At 64.8% G+C, this 21,062-nt stretch carries 18 protein-coding genes; 11 read left to right on the top strand and 7 right to left on the bottom strand.

Annotation, left to right across the window (positions count from 1 at the left end; translation table 11 throughout):
- Window positions 1–461: 461 nt before the first annotated feature.
- Window positions 462–1,778, top strand: coding sequence for an MFS transporter (locus C2134_RS07775; RefSeq protein ID WP_103318943.1), 1,317 nt, complete (start codon window positions 462–464; stop codon window positions 1,776–1,778).
- Window positions 1,779–1,860: 82 nt separating this feature from the next.
- Here C2134_RS07775 and hslU read toward each other — a convergent pair whose 3' ends face one another.
- Together hslU and hslV are read right to left on the bottom strand one after the other, a co-directional pair.
- Window positions 1,861–3,204 (bottom strand): ATP-dependent protease ATPase subunit HslU, encoded by a 1,344-nt coding sequence (gene hslU / locus C2134_RS07770; RefSeq protein WP_103318941.1) that lies wholly within the window; start codon window positions 3,202–3,204, stop codon window positions 1,861–1,863.
- Between the two features lie 44 nt (window positions 3,205–3,248).
- Window positions 3,249–3,800, bottom strand: coding sequence for an ATP-dependent protease subunit HslV (gene hslV / locus C2134_RS07765; protein ID WP_043630155.1), 552 nt, complete (start codon window positions 3,798–3,800; stop codon window positions 3,249–3,251).
- A 144-nt stretch (window positions 3,801–3,944) separates the two neighbouring features.
- Between hslV and C2134_RS07760 the strand changes: the two genes are divergently transcribed.
- The 6 genes from C2134_RS07760 to C2134_RS22105 all read left to right on the top strand — a co-directional run bounded on the left by C2134_RS07760 (window position 3,945) and on the right by C2134_RS22105 (window position 9,916).
- On the top strand, window positions 3,945–4,625 hold the full coding sequence (locus C2134_RS07760) for an energy transducer TonB (RefSeq protein ID WP_103318939.1): 681 nt from the start codon (window positions 3,945–3,947) through the stop codon (window positions 4,623–4,625).
- Window positions 4,622–5,299: a MotA/TolQ/ExbB proton channel family protein gene (locus tag C2134_RS07755; RefSeq protein ID WP_103318937.1), complete on the top strand. Its 678-nt coding sequence runs from the start codon at window positions 4,622–4,624 to the stop codon at window positions 5,297–5,299. The genes C2134_RS07760 and C2134_RS07755 overlap by 4 nt, the downstream gene beginning before the upstream one ends.
- Window positions 5,286–5,696, top strand: coding sequence for an ExbD/TolR family protein (locus C2134_RS07750; protein ID WP_103318935.1), 411 nt, complete (start codon window positions 5,286–5,288; stop codon window positions 5,694–5,696). Before C2134_RS07755 ends, C2134_RS07750 begins: the two co-directional genes overlap by 14 nt.
- A gap of 224 nt (window positions 5,697–5,920) precedes the next feature.
- A complete protein-coding gene (locus tag C2134_RS07745) occupies window positions 5,921–7,774 on the top strand; it encodes a DUF3857 domain-containing transglutaminase family protein (RefSeq protein ID WP_158248719.1) in 1,854 nt (617 codons plus the stop codon).
- A gap of 169 nt (window positions 7,775–7,943) precedes the next feature.
- Window positions 7,944–8,498: a PAS domain-containing protein gene (locus C2134_RS07740; protein WP_103318931.1), complete on the top strand. Its 555-nt coding sequence runs from the start codon at window positions 7,944–7,946 to the stop codon at window positions 8,496–8,498.
- The gene (locus C2134_RS22105) at window positions 8,495–9,916 is read left to right on the top strand and encodes a methyl-accepting chemotaxis protein (protein WP_103318928.1); all 1,422 of its coding nucleotides are present in this window, start codon (window positions 8,495–8,497) and stop codon (window positions 9,914–9,916) included. Before C2134_RS07740 ends, C2134_RS22105 begins: the two co-directional genes overlap by 4 nt.
- A 494-nt stretch (window positions 9,917–10,410) precedes the next feature.
- Here the strand turns inward: C2134_RS22105 and adh are convergent, their stop codons facing one another.
- Entirely contained in the window at window positions 10,411–11,916 is a 1,506-nt protein-coding gene (adh, locus tag C2134_RS07730; protein ID WP_103318926.1) for an aldehyde dehydrogenase, read from the bottom strand.
- 274 nt (window positions 11,917–12,190) lie between these two features.
- Between adh and C2134_RS07725 the strand changes: the two genes are divergently transcribed.
- Window positions 12,191–14,017 (top strand): sigma-54-dependent Fis family transcriptional regulator, encoded by a 1,827-nt coding sequence (locus tag C2134_RS07725; protein ID WP_233196387.1) that lies wholly within the window; start codon window positions 12,191–12,193, stop codon window positions 14,015–14,017.
- On the opposite strand, the gene C2134_RS07720 is transcribed toward C2134_RS07725, so the two are convergent.
- The gene (locus C2134_RS07720; RefSeq protein ID WP_103318924.1) at window positions 14,014–14,919 is read right to left on the bottom strand and encodes a LysR family transcriptional regulator; all 906 of its coding nucleotides are present in this window, start codon (window positions 14,917–14,919) and stop codon (window positions 14,014–14,016) included. The two genes, C2134_RS07725 and C2134_RS07720, sit on opposite strands and share 4 nt — an antisense overlap.
- Window positions 14,920–15,012: 93 nt before the next feature.
- Here C2134_RS07720 and C2134_RS07715 point away from each other — a divergent pair, with 93 nt between their 5' ends.
- Window positions 15,013–15,834, top strand: a complete 822-nt coding sequence (locus C2134_RS07715) for an NAD(P)H-dependent oxidoreductase (protein ID WP_103318923.1) — start codon at window positions 15,013–15,015, stop codon at window positions 15,832–15,834.
- 49 nt (window positions 15,835–15,883) lie between these two features.
- Here the strand turns inward: C2134_RS07715 and C2134_RS07710 are convergent, their stop codons facing one another.
- Both C2134_RS07710 and C2134_RS07705 read right to left on the bottom strand, forming a co-directional pair.
- Entirely contained in the window at window positions 15,884–16,588 is a 705-nt protein-coding gene (locus tag C2134_RS07710) for a pseudouridine synthase (protein ID WP_103318961.1), read from the bottom strand.
- A 38-nt stretch (window positions 16,589–16,626) separates the two neighbouring features.
- Complete coding sequence (locus C2134_RS07705) at window positions 16,627–18,537, bottom strand: sensor domain-containing diguanylate cyclase (protein WP_103318920.1); 1,911 nt, start codon at window positions 18,535–18,537, stop codon at window positions 16,627–16,629.
- Window positions 18,538–18,746: 209 nt separating this feature from the next.
- On the opposite strand from C2134_RS07705, the gene C2134_RS07700 reads away from it, so the two are divergent.
- Complete coding sequence (locus tag C2134_RS07700; RefSeq protein ID WP_103318918.1) at window positions 18,747–19,313, top strand: TetR/AcrR family transcriptional regulator; 567 nt, start codon at window positions 18,747–18,749, stop codon at window positions 19,311–19,313.
- A gap of 34 nt (window positions 19,314–19,347) precedes the next feature.
- Window positions 19,348–20,220: a GNAT family N-acetyltransferase gene (locus C2134_RS07695; protein ID WP_158248718.1), complete on the top strand. Its 873-nt coding sequence runs from the start codon at window positions 19,348–19,350 to the stop codon at window positions 20,218–20,220.
- A gap of 7 nt (window positions 20,221–20,227) precedes the next feature.
- On the opposite strand, the gene C2134_RS07690 is transcribed toward C2134_RS07695, so the two are convergent.
- Window positions 20,228–21,004 (bottom strand): substrate-binding periplasmic protein, encoded by a 777-nt coding sequence (locus C2134_RS07690; protein WP_199179894.1) that lies wholly within the window; start codon window positions 21,002–21,004, stop codon window positions 20,228–20,230.
- Window positions 21,005–21,062: the final 58 nt, after the last annotated feature.

Genomic DNA, 21,062 nt, shown 5'->3' with positions numbered 1-21,062 from the left:
GTATTTCCTATCTCTTGCAGTGCAAGTATTTGGCTTTCGCCAAGCACTTACACCTATCGGTTATTCGTTCTGTTAAAGAGCAGTGCCTTCGCTGCGACCGCCGCCGGAACCTGTTTCGTTCGGCTGGTTTCGTTCGCTGCGTCAGCTGAGGAGACGAACTATACCTGCGCCCTCACCCTCGGTCAACAGGTTTTTTGAGAAAAATGCAGGTTTCCAATAATAAACTCCATAAACGATTGATTTTCAACACTATCGACTTGAAGGATTTTTTGGCATGAGGGCAGGAATGTTGCGAAAACCGCTGGCAAAGCCTGAGTAGGCGCCCAGATAACTTTCAAAAACCACTCCAAATTTGATGAATTTTCTGCCAGAGCAGCTGGGAGACAGTTTTTGAGATGGTCATTTTGTGACGATGTCATTTCGTGATAGGATCAAATGCCCTCACCCCCAAGGAGCGCGCCATGAATATCTCTCTAAAGCACCGATTACGTGGCCTGCCTCCTGGTTTCCATCTCTTGATGCTCAGCGATGTGCTGAGCGGCCTGGCCATGGGCGCCGGCTATGTCAGCATCAGCTGGTGGGTGGTAAGCGTGGGCGGCGCGCATGATATGGCCTGGTTCAGCGCGCTGACCGCGCTGGTGATGCTGGTGGCGCTGCCGCTGACCGCCCCCTTGGGCGACCGCTTCCCCAAGAATCGCGTCATCGCCTGCGGCATCGCGCTGGCCATGTTGTCCGGCCTGGCCTTGGCGACGATGGCCTGGTTCAATTTCTATCGCCTGGCTTGGGTGGTGGCCAGCGAGTCTCTCTCGATGTTCGCTTGGGCCCTGGTCATTCCATCCATGTTGAGTATCGCCTCCGAGCTGGTGCCGGCAGGCAGACTGTCCGATGCCTTGTCGCTGCAGAAAAGCTCCCAGTCCGTCGGCAACCTGATCGGGCCCGTGGTGGGCGGCAGCCTGATGGCGCTCACGCCAGCCTGGCTGGCGCTGGGCAGCTACGCGGCATTATTGGCCATCGCCGCACTTGGCGCGCTGCGCATCCAGATCCCGCCGCGCAACCGCGAGCACATCCAGGCGGAAAGCTTCATCGACCAGATTCGCGTCGGCCTGCGCATACGTTGGCGCATCCCGCTGGAGCGCAATTGGGCGCTGTGGGGCTTATTAATGATGACAGCCTATATTCCGATGGTGGTGACGCTGCTACCGATCAAGCTGCACCAGTTGGGTTTGCCGGCGTTCTGGCTGGGCGCTTGCGAAGCGGCCGCCAGCGGCGGCTTGCTGGTCGGCTCGCTGTGGTTCACTCACCGCTTGCTGCAATACTGTAGCCGGCCGCGCGCCCGCGCCTTCGCCATGTGGGCCCTGGCGGCGGTGTTCCTGGTGGTGGCGCTGACCGATCATCCGTATCTGATGCTGACGATGTTCGGCATCGAAGGCGTGCTGCTGTCGATCACCATGCTGATCGGCCAGACGCACCGCACACTGGCGGTGCCGGAAGCCTATCGCGCGCGCGTGTCCGCCATCAATGTGCTGGTGGCCAAGCTGGGAGGCATGCTGGGGCCGGCGCTGGCCGGTATTCTGTTATCGCGCTGGTCGCTGGATGCGGTCTATCTGTTCTTCGCCGTGTTCCATATGGTGACGGTGCCGCCGATGCTGCGCCTGCCCGGGGTCAACTGTTTCCTCAGCCTGAATCACGAAGAAGTGAAGGAGTGGTATTTGCGCCAACACCCGGAGGCGTTCGAACCTATCGCCACCGCCAGCAGCAAGTTGAATCAATCTATATAAAAGGTAAACGGCGACCATGAAGGTCGCCGCTCTCTCTATCTATATATATGTGATGAGGCGGACCGCAGTCCGCCTCTCTTCATTACAGCACGTAGCGCGCCAGATCCTCGCGCTCGGCCACTTCGCCCAGCTTGTTGTCGACATAGTCGCCGTCGATCTTGCACGGGCCGGACTTGGCGTCGAAGGCCACTTCTTCCAGCAGCTTCTCCATCACCGTGTACAGGCGGCGGGCGCCGATGTTCTCGGTCTTCTCGTTGACCTGCCAGGCAATCTCCGCCAGGCGCTGGATACCGGATTCGACAAACTCCAGCTCCACGCCCTCGGTGGCCAACAATGCCTGGTATTGGCGCGTCAGGCAGGCGTTGGTGCTGGTCAGGATGGCCTTGAAGTCGTCCACCGACAGCGACGACAGTTCGACGCGGATAGGCAGGCGGCCCTGCAGTTCCGGAATCAGATCGGACGGCTTGGACAGCTGGAAGGCGCCGGAGGCGATGAACAGGATGTGGTCGGTCTTCACCATGCCGTACTTGGTGGACACCGTGGTGCCTTCCACCAGCGGCAGCAGGTCGCGCTGCACGCCGGCGCGGGACACGTCGGCGCCGCTGTGGCCTTCGCCGCGGCTGGTGACTTTGTCGATCTCGTCGATGAACACGATGCCGTTCTGCTCGACGTTCTTCAGCGCCTCGGCCTTCAGCTCTTCCTCATTGACCAGCTTGGCAGCCTCTTCATCGATCAGCTGCTTGAAAGCGTCGGCCACCTTCATCTTGGCGGTTTGCTTCTTGCCGGCGCCGAGGCCCTGGAACATGCCTTGCAGCTGGCTGGCGAAGTCTTCCATGCCCGGCGGTGCCATCACATTCATCTGCGCCACCGGCGCGGCGATTTCCAGTTCGATCTCTTTATCGTCGAACTTGCCTTCGCGCAGCATCTTGCGGAATTTCTGGCGAGTGGCGCCGTCTTCCTGCTTTTCCACAGCCACCGGCTCTTCGGCGAAGAAGCCGGACGGTTTGCGGGCCGGCGGCAACAGCACGTCCAGGATGCGCTCTTCGGCGGCATCCTCGGCGCGCACGCGGTTGCGCTTGATCGCGGCTTCGCGCGTGTCCTTGATCGCCACGTCCACCAGGTCGCGGATGATGGTGTCCACATCGCGGCCGACATAGCCGACCTCGGTGAACTTGGTGGCTTCCACCTTGATGAAGGGGGCACCGGACAGCTTGGCCAGGCGGCGGGCGATCTCGGTCTTGCCGACGCCGGTGGGGCCGATCATCAATATGTTCTTGGGCGTGATTTCGCTGCGCAGCGGCTCCGCCACCTGCTGGCGGCGCCAGCGGTTGCGCAGCGCGATGGCGACGGCGCGCTTGGCCTTGTGCTGGCCGATGATGTGCTGGTCCAGTTCGTGGACGATTTCCTGCGGGGTCATTTGCGTCATGACGTTCTCCGCCCGGCCGGCATGGCCGGGTCTTGCATTCGGGATTAGGCCGCGTCGTCCGGGCCCAGGGTTTCGATCAGGTGGTTGTGGTTGGTGTAGATGCAGATGTCGCCGGCGATCTCCAGCGATTTCTTCACCACCACTTCCGGCGCCAGGTCGGTGTTCTCGAACAGCGCGCGCGCGGCGGACTGGGCGAAGGCGCCGCCGGAACCGATGGCGGCGATGCCCTGCTCCGGTTCCAGCACGTCGCCGTTGCCGGTGATGATCAGGGTGTGATCCTTGTCGGCGACAATCAGCATCGCCTCCAGCCGGCGCAACATGCGGTCGGTGCGCCAATCCTTGGCCAGCTCCACCGCCGACACCAGCAGGTTGCCCTGGTGCTTCTGCAGCTTGGCCTCGAAGCGCTCGATCAGGGTGAAGGCATCGGCGGTGCCACCGGCGAAGCCCGCCAGCACCTTGCCGCCGTGCAGCTTGCGTATCTTGCGCGCGGTAGCCTTGATCACGATATTGCCCAGGGTCACTTGCCCGTCCCCGCCCAGCGCCACGCGCTCGCCGCGACGGACGGAAACAATGGTGGTTCCGTCGAACTGCTGCATGTTTGGATTCCAGTAGATGATGGCCGGCGAGCTGCCGGCCTTTGTCCACAATATGCAGGCGATTGTACCGATTGCAAGCATCGGCAAGCCTTCAGAATCGGCTCACCGTAGAAAATGAGAATAGTTTGCGTTATCATCGACAACATGAAGTCGGCCTCAATTCTGCAATTATCCACCCTGGGCGGCGTACTGGCGGCGCACGTACTGGCGCTGTGGCTGTTGAATCAGCAGCATGCCCGCCAAGCGCCCATCACGCCGCCGCGCCTAGCGCGGATGGACATGATTGCGCTGGCGCCGCCCAGCCGGCCCGCGGCCTCGCCCCCGGCAACGCCTCAGCCATCCCGGCCACGCCAGGCCGAAGCCAAGCCGGCTCCGGCCAAGCCCGCGCCCAAAACGCTGCCGGTGCAAACCAGCAAGATGTCCAGCGAGACGCCTGCGCCGGCCCAAGCCATCAGCGCGCCTGCGGCCGCGGCAGCAAGCGACGCACCGAAGTCCGATGGCCAAACCGTCAGCGCAGGCAAGTCGCAAGCGATCACCGAGCCGCTGGCGCGCGGCGGCTATCTGAACAATCCGGCGCCGGCCTATCCCTCGCAATCGCAGGAGGACGGCGAAGCCGGCACTGTGCGCTTGCGCGTCCATGTCAGCGCCCAGGGCTTGCCGTTGGACGTGTCGGTGCAGGACAGCAGCGGCTTCCCTCGGCTGGACCGCGCCGCGCTGGCCGCCGTCAAACGCTGGCGTTTCATTCCGGCCAAGCGCGGCGACGAACCGATCGCCTACACCTTTGTCGTTCCCGTTGAATTCTCTTTGAAATCGATCCGCTCATGAACATTCTCACCGTATTCCAACAAGGGGACGCCGTATTGATCACGGTGTTCATGCTCCTGATCCTGATGTCGGTGCTGACCTGGTACCTGATCATCGTGCGCGGCGCGCAGACCTGGCGCCTGCGCCGCGCCAACCGCGAGGCGGAAAGCCTGCTGTGGGACGCGCCGAACTGGCAGCAGGCGGAAGACAGCCTGCGCCATAGCCAGTCGCAGTTCGCCAATCTGGCGCGCGCCGGCATCGATTCGCTGAAGCAATACCAGAGCCAGGCCGGGCGCGCGCTGGGCCAGGCCTGCGGCGTGGACGAGTTCCTGACCCGCGCCATCCGCAAAGTGCTGGCGCAGGAAAACGCCCGCCAGGAAACCGGCCTGACCGTGCTGGCCTCGATCGGCTCCACCGCGCCGTTCATCGGCCTGTTCGGCACGGTCTGGGGCATCTACCACGCGCTGGTCAATATCGGCCACGCCGGCCAGATGAGCATAGGCGCGGTAGCCGGTCCGATCGGCGAGGCGCTGGTGGCCACCGCCGCCGGCCTGGCCGCCGCCATCCCGGCGGTGCTGGCCTACAACGCGCTCACCCGCGCCCAGCGCGTGATGTCGCAGGAGCTGGACTACTTCGCCCACGACCTGCACGCACAGCTGCTGACCCAGTCCGGAGACGGCCATGGCGTTCGGTAGTTTCAACCAGGGGCCGTCCGCGCCGATGGCCGAACCCAACACCACGCCGCTGGTGGACGTGATGCTGGTGCTGCTGGTGGTGTTCATCATCACCACGCCGCTGCTGACCAACGCGGTGCAGGTGGACCTGCCGCGCGCCCACGCCGCCGAGCATCAGGCCAAACCGGAGCAGATCCGGCTGACGGTGGACGTGGCCGGCAAGCTGTACTGGAACGACCAGCCGGTGCCGGAGGCCGATCTGCCGGCCCGCTTCGCCGCCGCCTCCACCGCCAATCCCAACGTCGAACTGCATCTGTCTGCCGATAAAGCCGTGCGCTACGAAACAGTGGCCAAGACGCTGGCCGCCGCGCAACAGAACGGTGTCGGCAAGATAGGCTTCGTCACCGCAGCGCAATAGCTATACTGATCAGTATGGTCTGCGCCAGCCGTGCACAGCTGCGCCGTCTGGCGCCGCAACCGATGCGGCGCTGTCCTGTCCAAACCCCTGCCTACCGCCCCGGCCGCGCAGCCGCCATCACATGACACTGGCTAGCGATGCCGCCGCGTGGCAATATCCTTGTCATTTACGCTAACTCGCCTTGCCGCGCCAGCAGACGCGGCCCAACCGATGGTTTCATCAAGATGCGAATTCCTGTTTCCCGCCTCAGCCTAGCCGCCATGCTGGCCTGCGCCGGCCACGCGGCCAACGCCGCGCGGCAACCCGTCAGCGAAGCGCCGCTCGCGCTGCAGACCAGCATCGATTGCCAGCACAATGCCGACAACAGCCTGGACTGCACCACCCGCAACCAATTCACCATCCTGAAGCCGGCCGGCAAGGACTTTCTGTCGCGCATCGACTTCACCTATCCCGATACCGACCGACTGGACGTGGTCAGCGGCGAAGTGCGCCAGCAGGACGGCCGCGTGATCAAGCTGGAAAAATCGCAGGTGGAAACCCGCGCCGCGCCGAACCCCTATGCCGGCGTCAGCCGCGACAAGCAAACCTGGCTGGCCTTCCCCGAACTGGCCGTGGGCAGCCAGGTCCGCTACGAGGTGAAGCACCACATCGCCGCGCCGCCGCTGAGCCGCGAGCTGCTCTACCGGCTGGACTTCGACCCGGAGCCGGTCCGCTACGACGCTTACCATTTCGAACTGCGCTCCCCCCGCGCGCTGCTGTGGCGCGGGGAAAGCATGGACGGCTTTCAGGTGGCGGCCGCGGCCGACGGCAAGTCCATCACCGTCGACCAACAAGGCGTCCGCTATCTGAATTTCACCAATGAATGGGACAACAGCGCCATCCGCCGCTGGCCGCGGCTGAGCATCGCCACCAGCGACCAACCGCAGCAGCACTTCGGCAGCTACGCGGCGCGCTACAACGAAATCCTGGCCGCCCCGCTGCCGCCGGGCGCCGCCGCCGTGGTGGCTGCCCAGCAAGGCAAGCCGGCGGCGCAGCAAGTTGCGGCCTTCATGCAGCACATCAACAGCCACTACCGCTATCTGAACGATCAGCGGCTGGCCGAGCGCGGCCTGGTGCCGTTCACCCTGGCCGAAATCGAGCAGCATGGGTACGGCGACTGCAAAGACCTGGCCACGCTGCTGACCGCCATGCTGCGCCATGCTGGCATCAACGCGGAGCCGGCCCTGGTGTTCCGCGGCAATTTCGCGCCGGAACCGTTGCTGCCGGGTCTGGGCACCGTCAACCACATGATCGTGCGCGCGATGGTGGACGGCAAAGTGGCCTGGCTGGATGCCACCAATCCGTTCTTTGCCCCGGACCGCATCATGCCGGACCTGCAGGAGCGCGCCACCTATCTGATAGGCAGCGACGGCAGCGTGCGCCAGGAGCGCATCCCGCGCCAGGCCCCGACCACCGATATGGTGGTCAAGCGCCATGAAGTGCTGCGCCAGGACGGCAGCGCCCTGGTCTCCAGCGTCAGCGTGATGGCGGGCTGGCCGCTGGTGGAGCTGACCATGCGCGACCGTTACCAAGGCAGCAGCAGCAGCGAGCAGAGCATTTGCCGCGGCAGCGGCAACCAGCCGCAAGGCTGCAAGGTGGAGCGTGCCGCCACCGGCTTCCTGCTCCCGGACAGCTATCCGGTCCGCATCCAGTCCGTCGACACCCGGGCCGTGGAGAAGATTTCCGGGCTGTACTTGTACGACCCGCACCTGGACAAGCGCTGGAATGATTTCGACAACTACCGCAGCAACGGCAACCAGGCCGATGTCTATCTGGGCGATCCGGAAACCATGGAGCGCACCGTCACGCTGCAGGGCGCCAAGCCGATCCAGCCGCCGTTCAGCTGCCAGGCCCGCTCTCCCTGGTTCGATCTGGACCTGAAGCAGACATCCAGCGCCAGCGGCTTGCGCTATGAATTCCGCCTGACCCGCAAAGTGCGCTGGCTGGATCATGCCGACATCGCCAGCCCGGCGTTTGCCAAACTCAGCGCGGAAGCCCGCGCCTGCGTGACCCAGGCCCGCCAGATCATCAAGCTGTAAACCAGCCATGGCGGCATGCCGCGCAAGCACATGCCGCCGCCCGGTTTTAAATCTGCCTATTGTTCCATAAAGAACAATTGAATAAATGCTTGCCGTGCCATGCTTAGGCCATGACAATGCCCCTTTGCCCGTACTACTACAAAGGGTAAGGTTCAGAAAGAAGCGAAGCATGGAACACACTCCCATCGCCGCGGGGCGCGAAATACAGCTGGCCCCAAACGAGCTGATCGTCAGCAAGACCGATCCCAGCGGCCACATCACCTACGCCAACCGCGTCTTCATGCGGATATCCGGCTATCCCGAGCACCTGCTGCTGGGCAAGCCGCATAACATCATCCGCCACCCCGACATGCCGCGCGGCGCCTATCGCCTGATGTGGCAAACATTGCAAAGCGGCCGTGAATTCTTCGCCGTGGTCAAGAACGCCACCATAGACGGCAATTACTACTGGGTGCTGGCAAATGTAACGCCGGACTACGACCTGCGCGGCAAACTTCAGGGCTATTATTCGGTGCGCCGGCCGCCCAGCCGCAGCGCCATTGCCGCCATCGAACCCATCTATGCCGAAATGCGCAAGATCGAAGCCGCCCACGGCAAGGCAGAAGCGCCGGACGCCTCGCGCGACTGGCTGCTGGCACAGTTGCAGGAAAAAGGCTGCAGCTATCAGGACTTCATACTGAACCTGAACGCCGATGTGCTCAGAGCCAAAGGAGTCAACGGATGAGCGCCCCCCACAAGCCCACGCCTTATCTGCATTCGCGGCTGGCAACCGGCCTGATCGTCATCAATATGCTGGCCTTGCTGGCCATAGGCGGCAACTACCTGCTGTCCGGTCTGCCCCGCCACCTTGTCAACCTGCTGCTGTTTGCCGGTTCGCTAGGCCTGTCCTGGTGGCTGTGGCAGAAAGTCCAGCGCACCTTCCTGCTGCTGGACACCCTGGCCAAGCAACTTCACCTGGCCTGCAGCGGCGAGCTGCACCACCGCAGCAGCCGCACCCGCTCAATGGGCGAAGCCGGCAAGGTGGCTTGGCAGCTGAACGATTTTCTGGATCTGGTGGAAACCTATTTCAAGGAAATCAACACCTGCTTCCAGGAAATCAGCAAGGGCAACTTCAGCCGCCGCCCGCTGAGCCAGGGCCTGCCCGGCATCCTGGCCAGTTCGCTGGACAGCGTGGACAAAGCCATTCAAACCATGGCGGAAAACGACGGTTTCGTGCGGCGCAACCGCCTGTCGTCGCAACTGGCCGCCTTGGGCAATCCGCACTTGCGGCAGGATCTATCCGGCAGCCAGCGCGACCTGTCCGCCATCAGCCAGTCCATGGACGCCGTGGCCGGCATCACCCGCGACAACGCCGCCGGCGCGCGCGAAAGCCTGAACAGCGCGAACGAGCTGTCCGGCCATTTGCAAACCATAGCCGGCAGCGTAGCCAGCATGGACACGGCCAGCCAGATGCTGGCCAAGGAATGGCATGGCATTGAAAGCTCGCTGGCCGATATTTCCGCGATTGCCGACCAGACCAATCTCTTGGCGCTGAACGCCGCCATCGAAGCCGCCCGCGCCGGCGAGATGGGCCGCGGTTTCGCCGTGGTGGCCGACGAAGTGCGCAAGCTGGCCGAGCGCAGCAAGAGCACGGCGCATCAGGTGCAGGAAGTGCTGGGCTCGCTATCGGCCCGGATCGACGACATGCAGACGCAGGCCAGCGCCGCCGGCAGCGTGGCAGGCGAGGTGCAGGCTTCGGTGGAGGCGTTCCGCCAACGCTTCTCCAGCCTGGCCGAGCAATCGGATCTGGTATTGCGCCAGGTCAGCGATGTGCAGCAGAAATCGCAAACCTCGCTGCAGAAGGTGGGCCATGTGATCTACAAGCAAAGCGCCTATCACGCCGTGGAGGAAGCGCAGGCCATGGCGCCGTCGCAAGAACTCGCGCCATGGATAGACGGCGACGGCGCGGCCCTGTTCGGCGCCGCCGCCGTCCAGCCCTTGCGCGCGCCGCTGCAGAATCTGCAGCAGCAAGTGGAGGCTGCGGTGGCCGCCGCGGCGCAGAGCGGTCAACTCGACGAAGCCGGCATCATCAGCAAGATGCAGGCGATGGAGCAGATCAGCGTCAAACTGCAGAACGAACTGGACAAGCTGGCGGCCGGGTAAGTCCCAACCATCGGCGTCCCCGCAACCGGGCCTCGTGGCCCGGTTTTTTTATGCCATGCCCCAGGATGCGCTCCATAGCCTGGCTGCCCTTGGCTCCGCCTGCCGCATCGCATCGTCTTCCGACAAGCAGCGCGCCACCCAGCGCCGCATCTTCTCCTCGCGCCCCCATACAGCGCCAGCCCTTGCGCGCCGCAGGACTCGTCCCTCCTGCGCCCAGATTGCCTGAAGTGATTACCCCTGGATTTGTGTCTATAACGCAATCAGCATGCCTTCGCACATTCATAGCATTTATTTACGTAAATAAATAATGTATTTCATTATATAAATTACAAAATCAATCTTACACCAAGAGAAAAGCATATTTCTCCATCAATTTCCACTCATGAAATACGTCCAATACCAAACCCTTCCTGCCGCCCCAAACAAAAACCGCCCCATCCAGGGGGCGGTTCGGCAACAGCACGGCCGGGTCATAACAAACCAATGACCCCAGCTCAGAAAAATCCCAGCTTGTCCTCGCCATAGCTGACCAGCAGGTTCTTGGTCTGCTGATAATGCTCCAGCATCATCTTGTGCGTTTCGCGGCCGATGCCGGATTGCTTGTAGCCGCCGAAAGCCGCGTGCGCCGGATAGGCGTGGTAGCAGTTGGTCCACACTCGGCCGGCCTCGATGTGGCGGCCCAGATAGAACGCCGTGTTGATATTGCGCGTCCACACGCCGGCGCCCAGGCCATACAGGGTGTCGTTGGCGATGGCCAATGCCTCGTCGCGGTCTTGGAAGGTGGTGACCGACACCACCGGGCCGAAGATTTCCTCCTGGAAAATGCGCATCTTGTTGTGGCCGTGGAACACCGTCGGCTGGATGTAGAAGCCGCCGGCCAGATCGCCGTCCAGTTGCGCGCGCGCGCCGCCGGCCAACAACTGGGCGCCTTCCTCGCGGCCGATGGCGAGGTAGCTCTGGATTTTGTCCATCTGCTCCCTGGACGCCTGCGCGCCTATCATGGTGGACGGATCGAGCGGATTGCCCTGCTTGATCGCCGCGACGCGGGCCAGCGCCTTCTCCATGAAGCGGTCGTAGATGGACGCCTGGATCAGCGCGCGGCTGGGGCAAGTGCACACTTCGCCCTGATTCAGCGCGAACATCACAAAACCTTCGATGGCCTTGTCGAAGAAGGCGTCGTCCTGCGCCGCCACGTCGTCGAAGAAGATGTTCGGCGACTTGCCGCCCAGCTCCAGCGTCACCGGGATCAGGTTCTGGCTGGCGTACTGCATGATCAGGCGGCCGGTGCCGGTCTCGCCGGTGAAGGCGATCTTGGCGATGCGCTTGGAGCTGGCCAGCGGCTTGCCGGCCTCCACGCCAAAGCCGTTGACCACATTCAGCACGCCGGGCGGCAGCAGATCGCCCACCAGCTCCATCAGCACCAGGATGGACAGCGGCGTCTGCTCGGCCGGCTTCAGCACCACGCAGTTGCCGGCGGCCAGGGCCGGCGCCAGCTTCCACGCCGCCATCAGGATGGGGAAGTTCCACGGGATGATCTGGCCCACCACGCCCAGCGGCTCATGGAAGTGATAGGACACGGTATGGGCGTCGATCTCGCCCAGGCTGCCTTCCTGCGCGCGCACGCAGGCGGCGAAATAGCGGAAGTGGTCGATGGCCAGCGGGATGTCGGCGGCGCGGGTTTCGCGTATCGGCTTGCCGTTGTCCCAGGTCTCCACCTCGGCCAGCAGGGCCAGATTGGCCTCCATGCGGTCGGCGATCTTGTTCAGGATGATGGCGCGCTCGGTCACCGGAGTATGGCCCCACTGGAAGCGGGCCGCGTGGGCGGCATCCAGCGCCAGCTCCACGTCCTGCTCGTCGGAACGCGGAATCTCGCACAGCGGCTTGCCGGTGATGGGCGTGACGTTTTCGAAGTATCGGCCGTTCACCGGCGGCACCCACTGCCCGCCGATGTAGTTGGCGTAGCGTGATTTCAGCGGAAAGCCGGGTTGCAGGTTTGCCATCGCAGTCTCCTTGGTGGTAATGACCCCCTGGCTTGGGGATCACGCCACAGTGCAAGCGGCGTGCCAACCTCTACCCATACTGCATGGCAGCATCTGGCAAAGCGGCAAGCTGCGCGGCATGCGGCGAAACCACATTGCAATGCAGCATATTTTCTTCCCAATCAGCCACTTGCCACGCCTGGCAAAGCACCGATAATCGGCAAAACCGCCCACCAAACTGTCGCAGACTGACACAGCTGTCGCACCGCGACGGCACAGCCTGCTGGAGACGCGCATGACCCAGGCTGCCCGCCTGCCGCTGGACGAAATCCGCCGCCGCTTCTTCACCGACCAGCCCTTGCCCGGCCATGCCTTGCCGTCATCCATCCTCCATTCCTGGCAACGCTGCCGCAGCCTGGGCCTACCCACAGGCGGCCGCGGCGGAGAGCGGCTGGAGGAAGCCGCATTGCGCCAACGGCGCGAAGCCAACGCCGGCTGGCTGGAAGCCGCGCGGCCGGCCCTGGCCGGCCTGTACGAACAGGTGGCCGGGCATGAGCTGGCGCTGGTGGTGGCCGACAGCCAAGGGCTGATACTCGACGAGAGCGGCGACATCGGTTTTCTGGACAAGGCGGCGCGGTTGGCGCTGGCCCCGGGCATGGACTGGAGCGAGGCGGCGCGCGGCACCAACGCCATCGGCACCGCGCTGGCCGCGGCGGACAGCATGCTGGTGCGCGGCGCGGAGCATTACCTGGAGCGCAACCGCGCCCTCAGCTGCGCGGCCAGCCCCTTGCTCGGCCCGCAAGGCCAGATGCTGGGCGTGCTGGACATCAGCGGCGCCAGCCGCAAACTGGGCGAGACGCAGCTGCAAGCATTGCGCGCCGCGCGCGGCCAGATCGAGGCCTTGCTGCTGAGCGAGGCGGCGCGCCTCGGCTGGCGGTTGAGCCTGCATCGCGACCCGCGGCTGCTGGACAGCCCGGCCGCCTGCCAACTGGTTTTCGACGAAGACGGCCGGCTGCTGGCCGCCAACCGCGCCGGGCTGGCCCTATGCGGCCTGGAGCCGGGCGACTGGCGGCCGCGCCACTTCGCCGCCCTGTTCGGCCAGAGCCTGGAGCACTGGCTGAGCCGCCACGGCGAGGCGCTGGGCGCATTGGGGATCGGGGCGCAGCAGGCATCGGCCCGGCTGCGTCCGCCCGCCGCCAAGCACCGCCCGGCGCAGCCAGCAGCGCCATCCCACAGCGCGCCCGCGCTGGACGGCTTATCTGCGCCCCTGTTCGCCACCGCCTTGAAACTGTTGGAAGCCGACATCCCGGTGCTGATCCTAGGCGAGACCGGCACCGGCAAGGACAGGCTGGCGCGCGCCGTGCACGATCACGGCAGCCGCCGCGGCGCGCCGTTTGTCGCGGTCAACTGCGCGGCGATTCCGGAAGGGCTGATCGAGGCCGAATTGTTCGGCTACCAGAGCGGCGCCTTCACCGGCGCCAGCCGCCAGGGCAGCAAGGGCCGGCTGCGCGAGGCCGATGGCGGCGTGCTGTTCCTGGATGAGATAGGCGACATGCCGCTGAGCCTGCAGGCGCGGCTGCTGAGGGTATTGCAGGAGCGCGAAGTGACGCCGTTGGGCGGCGGGCCGGCGCAGCGGCTGGACATCCGGCTGATCTGCGCCACCCACCGCGACTTGCGCGCGCGGGTGGCCGAAGGCGCCTTCCGCGCCGACCTGTACTACCGGCTATGCCACTATCCGTTGACGCTGCCGCCGCTGCGCGAACGCGGCGACGTAGCGGCCATCGCCCAAAGCATGCTGGACGGCATGGGCGCCGCCCGGCGCGGCATCGCGCTGTCGCCCGCCCTGGCCCAGGCCATCCGCGGCTACCGCTGGCCGGGCAATCTGCGCGAGCTGTCCAACCTGCTGGCCACGCTGTTGGCGCTGGCCGACGATGGCGCAACGCTAACCCTGGAGCATCTGCCGGCCGCGCTGCGCGCGGATATGGCCAGCGCGGGCCATGCCGTGACGGAGAGCGCGCTAGAGCAAGTGCTGCGCCGCTGCGGCGGCAATGCCAGCGCGGCGGCGCGGGCGCTGGGCATCAGCCGCTCCACGCTGTATAGGCGGCTGGCAAAGAAGGGCTAAACCTCTGCACCCATCAAGCCAGCCAGCTCGCCGCGCAACCAACACAAGCCAGGATGGCCGTGGCTACGCTCGTGCCACGCCATGGCCACGTCGAAGCGGCGCAGCGGAAACGGGCACTCCCGCAGCTGCACGCGTTCGCGGCAGGCCAAGGCCAAGCGTTCCGGCAGCAAGGCGACGCAATCGGTCTGGGCGACGATTTCCGGCACCAGCAAGAAGGACGCGGCCGACAGCGCCACCCGCCGCGCTACGCCTCTCTCCGCCAGCGCCGCATCCACCGTCGTGGAGAAATCGCCCGTGCCCAGCGACACCACTACATGCTCCAGCGTCAAATAATGCTCCAGCGTCACTTCGCCTTGCAGCGCCGGATGACCGTGGCGGCCGATCAGCACATAGCGGTCATCGAACAAGAATCTGGCGTGCAGGCTGTCCGGCGCGCAATCGGGACTGATCAGCGCCAGATCGACTTCGCCGCGTTCGGTCTGCGCCAGCAGCCGGGCCGGCTCCAGATTGCGCACCGCCACGCGGATGCCGGGCGCGGCCTCGCGCAAGCGCCGCAGCAGCGGAATCACCGCCACCGCCTGGGCGTAGTCGGTGCAGGCGATGTTCAAAGTCATGTGTGCCGTGGCGGGATCGAAATCCTGATGCGATGCCAGCATGTCGCGCACTTGGCGCAAGGCATCGCGCAGGGGCGCGAGCAGCGCCTCGGCCTTGGCGGTCGGCCGCATGCCGCGCGGCGCCGGAATCAGCAGCGGATCGCCGAATTGCGCGCGCAGCCTGGCCAATTGCGCGCTGACCGCCGGCTGGCTCAAGTGCAGCCGCGCGGCGGCGCGGGTGACATTGCCTTCTTCCAGCAGCGCTTCCAGCGTTTGCAGCAGATTCAGATCGAGGCGTTTGGTATCCATAGGATGAATAGCTAGCAAGAAATCTATCAATTTCACTTATCTATCATATCCGGCCACACTGCGGCCACCTTGATCTGATGCCACGGAGCCCCCATGAGCCGCACCGTCCTGCTGGTCTACGCCCAGCCTGAACCAACCTCGCTGACCCGTAGTTTCGTCGATGTCGCCATCGACACCCTGAGCCGCAACGGTCATCGCGTCCTGCAGTCAGACCTGTACGGCATGCGCTGGAAAGCGGTGCTGGACGCCGATGACTTTCCGGACCGCGCCGATCCCGAGCGCCTGTCCTTCATCGCCGAATCCGGCCACGCCTACGCCGCCGGCACGCAGCCGCCCGATGTGGCGGAGGAGCAGCGCAAGCTATTGGCCGCCGACGCGGTGATCTTTGTGTTTCCGCTGTGGTGGTATGGCATCCCGGCCATTCTCAAGAGCTGGTTCGAGCGCGTTTACGCCTATGGTTTCGGCTACGGCTATCAGGGCCAGGGCAACCGGCTGCGCTACGGCGACGGCCTGCTCAAGGGCAAGCGCGCGTTGCTGGCGGCGATGGTGGGCGGCGGCGAGCAAGACTACGGCCTGCGCGGCATCAATGGGCCGTTAAAGGAGCTGTTGTTTCCGGTGACCCATGGCTGCCTGTTCTACCCAGGCATGGACGTGCTGCCCATCCACGCAGTGTACGGCGTCAACCATCTGAGCCGGGAGGAAGTGGCAGACCAGCTGAAGCACTGGCGACGCCGGCTGGCCGGCTTGTTCGACGAGGCCCCGATTCCGTTCCGCCGCCAGAACGGCGGCGATTATCCGGACGACCATAGTCTGGCCGACCATGTCGCGCCGGATATCTCCGGCATCTGGGCGCATGTGGCCGCCCCGCGCAACGACGCGCCGCGGCCGCTTGCCGCGGCAAGCGCGGAGCCATGAAAAACGGCGGGGAGCCAGGCTTCCCGCCGTTGTTGCGTTTCCGCTTCTGTCAGAAGCCGAAGGCCGCCAATTCTGCGCGAGTCAAATGCCGCCATTCGCCCACCGGCAGGTCGCCCAGGACAATCGCGCCCAGACTTTCGCGGTGCAGCGCCTCGACGCGGTTGCTGGCCGCCGCCACCATGCGCTTCACCTGGTGGTACTTGCCCTCGGTGATGGTCAGCAGGATGGTGTGGGCGTCGATCTGCTCGATGCTGTCGGCGGCGAACTCGCGCGCCTCGTCGTTGAGGTAGACGCCGCTCTGCAGCTTGGCGATCAGCTCCGGCGTGGCCTCGTGCTTCAGCGTGACGCGGTAAACCTTGGGCACCAGCTTCTTCGGCGAACTCAGGGCGTGGATGAACTGCCCATCGTTGGACAGCAGGATCAGGCCGGTGGTGTCCACATCCAGCCGCCCCACCGCCGACAGGTCCAGATTGGAAAACTGGTCCGGCAGCAGGCGGTAGATGCTGGGATGGCACTGCGGCTTGTGCGAGGTTTCGTAATTGGCCGGCTTGTGCAGCAGCAGATACAGCGGGCCTATCACCAGCGGCCACGGCTCGTCGTCCACCACCAGGCTGGCGATGTCGGCCAGCTCATACTGGGCGCGGTAGTTGTCCACCACCTCGCCATTCACTTGCACCAGGCCGTATTCGATCAGCTGGCGACACTCCTTGCGGCCGCCAAAGCCTTGTTGTTGCAACAGTCGATAGAGTTCCATGCAGCGATGGTAGCACGCGCGGCAGGCGCGCGCCGGCCTCAGGACAGCATCTGGATCGGCGCGGCGACGCAAACGCGGTCGCGCCCTTGCTGCTTGGCTTGGTACAGCGCCTCGTCCGCCGCCAGCACCACGCTCTCGGCGTCTTCGCCATGCAGCGGGCACAGCGCCAGGCCGATGGACAGCGTCACCGACAAGGTATGGCCCAGCGCGTCTATCTCCATGGCGCGCACCGCCTCGCATAGCTGTTGCGCCTTGGCGAAAGCCGCGTCCAGCGAGGCCCCCGGCAGCAGCACGAAGAATTCCTCGCCGCCATAACGGCAGACAATGTCGCCGCTGCGGAAGTGATCGCTGAGATACGCCCCCAGCGCGGTCAGCACCGCGTCGCCGCAGCGATGGCCGTAGGTGTCGTTGACGCGCTTGAAGTGGTCGGCGTCCACCATCAACACCGCCACGTCGCGGTGCAGCGCCAGCATGTGATCCAGCACCCGCGGCAGGATGTCATCGAGGTGACGGCGATTGAACAGGCCGGTCAGCGGATCGCGCAGCACCTGGTCGCGCAGCCCCTGCTGCAGCCGTTCGATCTCCTCCACCTTGCGGCGCAGCGAGGCATTGGCATCGCGCAGATTCTGCTCCAGCCGCTTGCGCTCGCTGATGTCGTTGATGCCGTTGATGGCATACCAAACCTTGTCGCTCTTGACCACCGAACAGGAAATCAGCGCCCAGAATTCTCGCCCCTGCGCGTTTTTCAGCTTGACCTCCCGGTCCGCCACCCGGCCGTTGACGCGCAACGCCTGCGCCACATCCTCCCGCTCTTGCGGATTAACGTAGAAATCCTGCACCCGCAGCGCGCGCGATGGATGCAGATGGGTGCCGAACAGCTCCTCTGCGCGCTCGTTGGCATAGATCAGCTCGCCGCCGGCCAGCCGGTTCATCGCCAGGGGAAATGGCGCCGCATCCGCCATCAGCCGCAAGCGGGCCTCGCTCTCCACCAACTGGCTGGTCCGTTCGCCGACTTTGGCTTCCAGCGACTGGTTGGCCTGCAACAGGTTGCGCTCCACTTGGCGCCGCTCTTCCAGCAAAGCGCCGAACACCAGCAGCGTCACCGACTGCACCAGGCCCAGCAGCGCCACATTCAGCAGCGACTCATCGATGGTCGGCGCGATGGCCAGCGCGCCGGCCTCGAAACGGATGCCCGCCAAGGCCAGCGCGACAATCGCCAGGGCCAGCACGTGCGCCAGCAGCAGCTGGCTGCGGAAAGCCAGCCACAGCAAAAGCATGATGAAAAGGTACGGCAGAATGGCGTAGTGGCCGCCGCGCCCGGGCAGCGCGCAGCACACCAGCGCCGCCAGCGACAGCGTGGCGCCGGCCACCAGCGAAGTCTCGCGCCAGCAGGCCCCGCCGCCGCATGAGCGCTCGGTGCGGCCGGCCAGCAGCAGAATCGGCGCCAGCGTCAGCAGCAGCACGGCATCGCCCAGCCAGACCCGCGCGAATGCCCAGGCCAGTTCCGGCAGCTGGTGCCGGTAAGCAGGCAACAGCACAAAGACCCTGCCCAACGCCGCCAGCAGGCTGCCCAGCGCCACCGGCCCAGCCAGAAAGGCCAGCACATCGGCCTGACGGAAAAAGGGCCGACTCCGCCGCGGCGGCAGATAGGCGCTGAACAAGGCCGCAGCCAGGCCGCTGGCGGCCAGCAACAGCCGCTCGGCCAGCAGCAGCCCCGGCTCGCCCCACGCCAGCCACAGCAAACCCAGCGCCAGACCTGGCCAGACTCGCCGCCCCAGACGCAACAGCATGGCCAACGCCAGCGGCAAGCCCAGCTGCAGCCAGTGGGAATATGGCGACGGCAGACACGCTGCCAACAGCGCGGCGAACAGCGCGCAGGCCGCGGCTACCGCCGCCTGTAAAACAGCCAACGCCCCCCAGCTGCGCCAAGCCGCATCGCGAACCGACATCTCGACTCCATCCTGTATGGGCGGGCCGTCGCCGCGCCTGATTATGCATCTCAGATTAGTCTTGAAAAGCCGGCAAATCCATCAAATTGCCGCCTTATCCTGTGAAGGACTATTGCCGTGTCGCATCGGCATGCAGCTTGCGGTTTATCTTGCTGATTCCGCTTGGTATTGTTCAGATGATGGCAATCATATGAAACCCTGGAGCAAGCATGCGCTATCCAGACGCACACAAGACCCAGACCCGCCAGCGCATCGTGGCGATGGCGGCCTTGCGTTTCCGCGCCGAAGGCTTGGCCGGCGTGGGCATCGCCAACCTGATGGCCGACCTCGGCCTGACCCATGGCGGCTTCTACGCCCATTTCGACAGCAAGGAGCAACTGGTGGCCACCGCCTGCAGCCAGGCCTTGCAACAGCTGAACCAACACTGGCGGCAACTGCTGGAGCAGGCGGCGCCGGGCGAATGCATGGCGGCGCTGGCCAGCGACTACCTCAGCCCGGCCCACCGCGATCTGCCCGACTCCGGCTGCGCGCTGGCCGCGCTGGCCGGCGAGCTGGCGCGCCAGGGCGTCACTGTCCGCCAGCGGGTCGCCGGCGAGCTGGAGGCGATACTGGCCACGCTGGCGCACGCCAGGCAGCGCGACGGCCAACCGGATAGCGCGCTGGCCGACCTAGCCATGATGGTGGGCAGCCTGTCGCTGGCGCGGCTGATAGACGATGCGGCACTGTCTCAACAGCTGCTGCAACAGGCGCGCGAAAGGCTTGTCGCGTCAAAATAGCAATGTCATGATTTTGCTTTTTTCCGGCAAAATCATGCATAACGGTCCCTATCGATATGAAGAGCGCTGGCTGCGCGTGCTGGCGGCGTTGCGCGCGCCCAAGCCCGATGCCGGACAGATCGACGATCTGCGCAACCTGCTGAATGACCCGATGCGCGGCAACGGCGAGCAAGTTCGGGTTTGGCTGGAGCGTGGCAAAGCGGCCGGCGTGGTCGGCTGGGTCGCCGCCAATGTGCCGCGCAACGGCGAACTCTATGGCGGGCCCCTGCTAGCCGCCAATCGCCCCGCGCTGGACGGTTTGATTGAGACGCTGCTGCAAGAAGCCGCCGTGGCTGGCGCGCGCTTCGTCCACGTCAGCGCCGCAGACACTGAGCAAGGCAAGCATGCCGCCTTGCTGGCGCATGGTTTCCAGCCGCACTTTGATTTTCTGACGCTGAGCGCGCCGAGCGCCGCCATCTTGCCTCGCCCCATGCCAAAAGAATGGAAGCGTGTCGAGACCATGGCAGTGGATTGGACCAGACTAGCCGCATTGTTCGCGCGCTGCTTCGCTGAGGTTCCGCATGTGCCGTACCACTCCCCGGAAAAACTGAGGGAGGATTGGCTAAGCGCCGATGACGCCGCCAGCCAGGTGTGGGCGGCGCCGGATGGCAGCTACCGAGCCTTTCTACTGGCGTGCGCTGCGGGACAGGTGGAGGCGGTAGGCGTCGATCCGCGCGACACCGGACAGGGCATCGCCGCCGCAATGTACGCGGTGGCAGCAATCGCGTTGCAGTCACGGGGCATCGAAGCCATGGAAGCGCTAGTCGCCGACTGCAATGCCGGCTCGCTGGCCTTGCATCGCAAGCTTGGCTTTGTCGAGACCTGCCGCAGACATGTCTACCGCCATACGCTGGCGGTGCCGATATAAGCGCTCCCTACGGCGCCACGCTGCGCGGCTGCAGGCAGGCCTCGCGCGTCTCCTGCAGCAAGCGCTCGAAGTCGCCGCTGTCCTGCAAGGCCTTCAAGCCGCGGTTGAAACGCTCCACCAGCTCCGGTCCGCGCGCATGCTTGCGCCAGATGACCACATGCAGCGGCGCCGCCCAGAACGTCTTGTTCTGCGCCTCCAGCACCGCCCCCTGCGCCGGACTGAAGTGGTGGGCGATCAGATATTTGCCCACCTCCTGGTCGATGGGAAACAGGTCGATGCGACCGGCTATCAATTTGCGCAGATTGATCAGATCGTCCGGCGCGTTATCCACCGTCAACGTGCCATTCTTGACCTGGGCGTCGAAATCGTCGGAATAGAAATTGCCGACGGTGATGCCGACCCGCGCGCCCTTCAGTTCGCTCCAGCGGCTCCACGCCAAGGGGCGCTCCTTGCGCTGGAAGAACACCATGCGCGCCGACAGCACCGGCAGCGTATACAACAAGTCGCGCTTGCGCTCCGCCGTCGGCGCCCAGCCGAAGCTGCCGTCCACCTGGCCGTTGCGGGCCGATTGCAAGGTGCGGTTGTTGGGGTAATAGCGGAAAGCGACGTCAACGCCGCCGCGGGCGAAGGCTTCCTTCACCAGCCGCGACAGTATCCCGTCGTAAGGCAGCTCCTGGCCCATATACGGCGGCCATTCCTGATTGGACAGGGTGATCTTGAGGCGCGGGGCAGCCTCAACTGGAGTCGCCAGCAGCGCAACCCAGCTCAGGATACCCAGCAGCATGCCGTGGTATCGCATTGTTTTCCCGATTCCTGCAATGAACGAGCTGTCAGTTTGTTTT

It is taken from the genome of Chromobacterium sinusclupearum (assembly GCF_002902845.1).
Lineage (GTDB): Bacteria > Pseudomonadota > Gammaproteobacteria > Burkholderiales > Chromobacteriaceae > Chromobacterium > Chromobacterium sinusclupearum.
This window is presented reverse-complemented; position numbering and strand designations above follow the sequence as displayed.

Excerpts from the sequence above, each read along its gene's own strand:
- C2134_RS07775 (WP_103318943.1), top strand. The coding sequence starts at position 462 with ATGAATATCTCTCTAAAGCACCGATTACGTGGCCTGCCTCCTGGTTTC.
- hslU (WP_103318941.1), bottom strand. The coding sequence starts at position 3,204 with ATGACGCAAATGACCCCGCAGGAAATCGTCCACGAACTGGACCAGCAC.
- hslV (WP_043630155.1), bottom strand. The coding sequence starts at position 3,800 with ATGCAGCAGTTCGACGGAACCACCATTGTTTCCGTCCGTCGCGGCGAG.
- C2134_RS07760 (WP_103318939.1), top strand. The coding sequence starts at position 3,945 with ATGAAGTCGGCCTCAATTCTGCAATTATCCACCCTGGGCGGCGTACTG.
- C2134_RS07755 (WP_103318937.1), top strand. The coding sequence starts at position 4,622 with ATGAACATTCTCACCGTATTCCAACAAGGGGACGCCGTATTGATCACG.
- C2134_RS07750 (WP_103318935.1), top strand. The coding sequence starts at position 5,286 with ATGGCGTTCGGTAGTTTCAACCAGGGGCCGTCCGCGCCGATGGCCGAA.
- C2134_RS07745 (WP_158248719.1), top strand. The coding sequence starts at position 5,921 with ATGCGAATTCCTGTTTCCCGCCTCAGCCTAGCCGCCATGCTGGCCTGC.
- C2134_RS07740 (WP_103318931.1), top strand. The coding sequence starts at position 7,944 with ATGGAACACACTCCCATCGCCGCGGGGCGCGAAATACAGCTGGCCCCA.
- C2134_RS22105 (WP_103318928.1), top strand. The coding sequence starts at position 8,495 with ATGAGCGCCCCCCACAAGCCCACGCCTTATCTGCATTCGCGGCTGGCA.
- adh (WP_103318926.1), bottom strand. The coding sequence starts at position 11,916 with ATGGCAAACCTGCAACCCGGCTTTCCGCTGAAATCACGCTACGCCAAC.
- C2134_RS07725 (WP_233196387.1), top strand. The coding sequence starts at position 12,191 with ATGACCCAGGCTGCCCGCCTGCCGCTGGACGAAATCCGCCGCCGCTTC.
- C2134_RS07720 (WP_103318924.1), bottom strand. The coding sequence starts at position 14,919 with ATGGATACCAAACGCCTCGATCTGAATCTGCTGCAAACGCTGGAAGCG.
- C2134_RS07715 (WP_103318923.1), top strand. The coding sequence starts at position 15,013 with ATGAGCCGCACCGTCCTGCTGGTCTACGCCCAGCCTGAACCAACCTCG.
- C2134_RS07710 (WP_103318961.1), bottom strand. The coding sequence starts at position 16,588 with ATGGAACTCTATCGACTGTTGCAACAACAAGGCTTTGGCGGCCGCAAG.
- C2134_RS07705 (WP_103318920.1), bottom strand. The coding sequence starts at position 18,537 with ATGTCGGTTCGCGATGCGGCTTGGCGCAGCTGGGGGGCGTTGGCTGTT.
- C2134_RS07700 (WP_103318918.1), top strand. The coding sequence starts at position 18,747 with ATGCGCTATCCAGACGCACACAAGACCCAGACCCGCCAGCGCATCGTG.
- C2134_RS07695 (WP_158248718.1), top strand. The coding sequence starts at position 19,348 with ATGCATAACGGTCCCTATCGATATGAAGAGCGCTGGCTGCGCGTGCTG.
- C2134_RS07690 (WP_199179894.1), bottom strand. The coding sequence starts at position 21,004 with ATGCTGCTGGGTATCCTGAGCTGGGTTGCGCTGCTGGCGACTCCAGTT.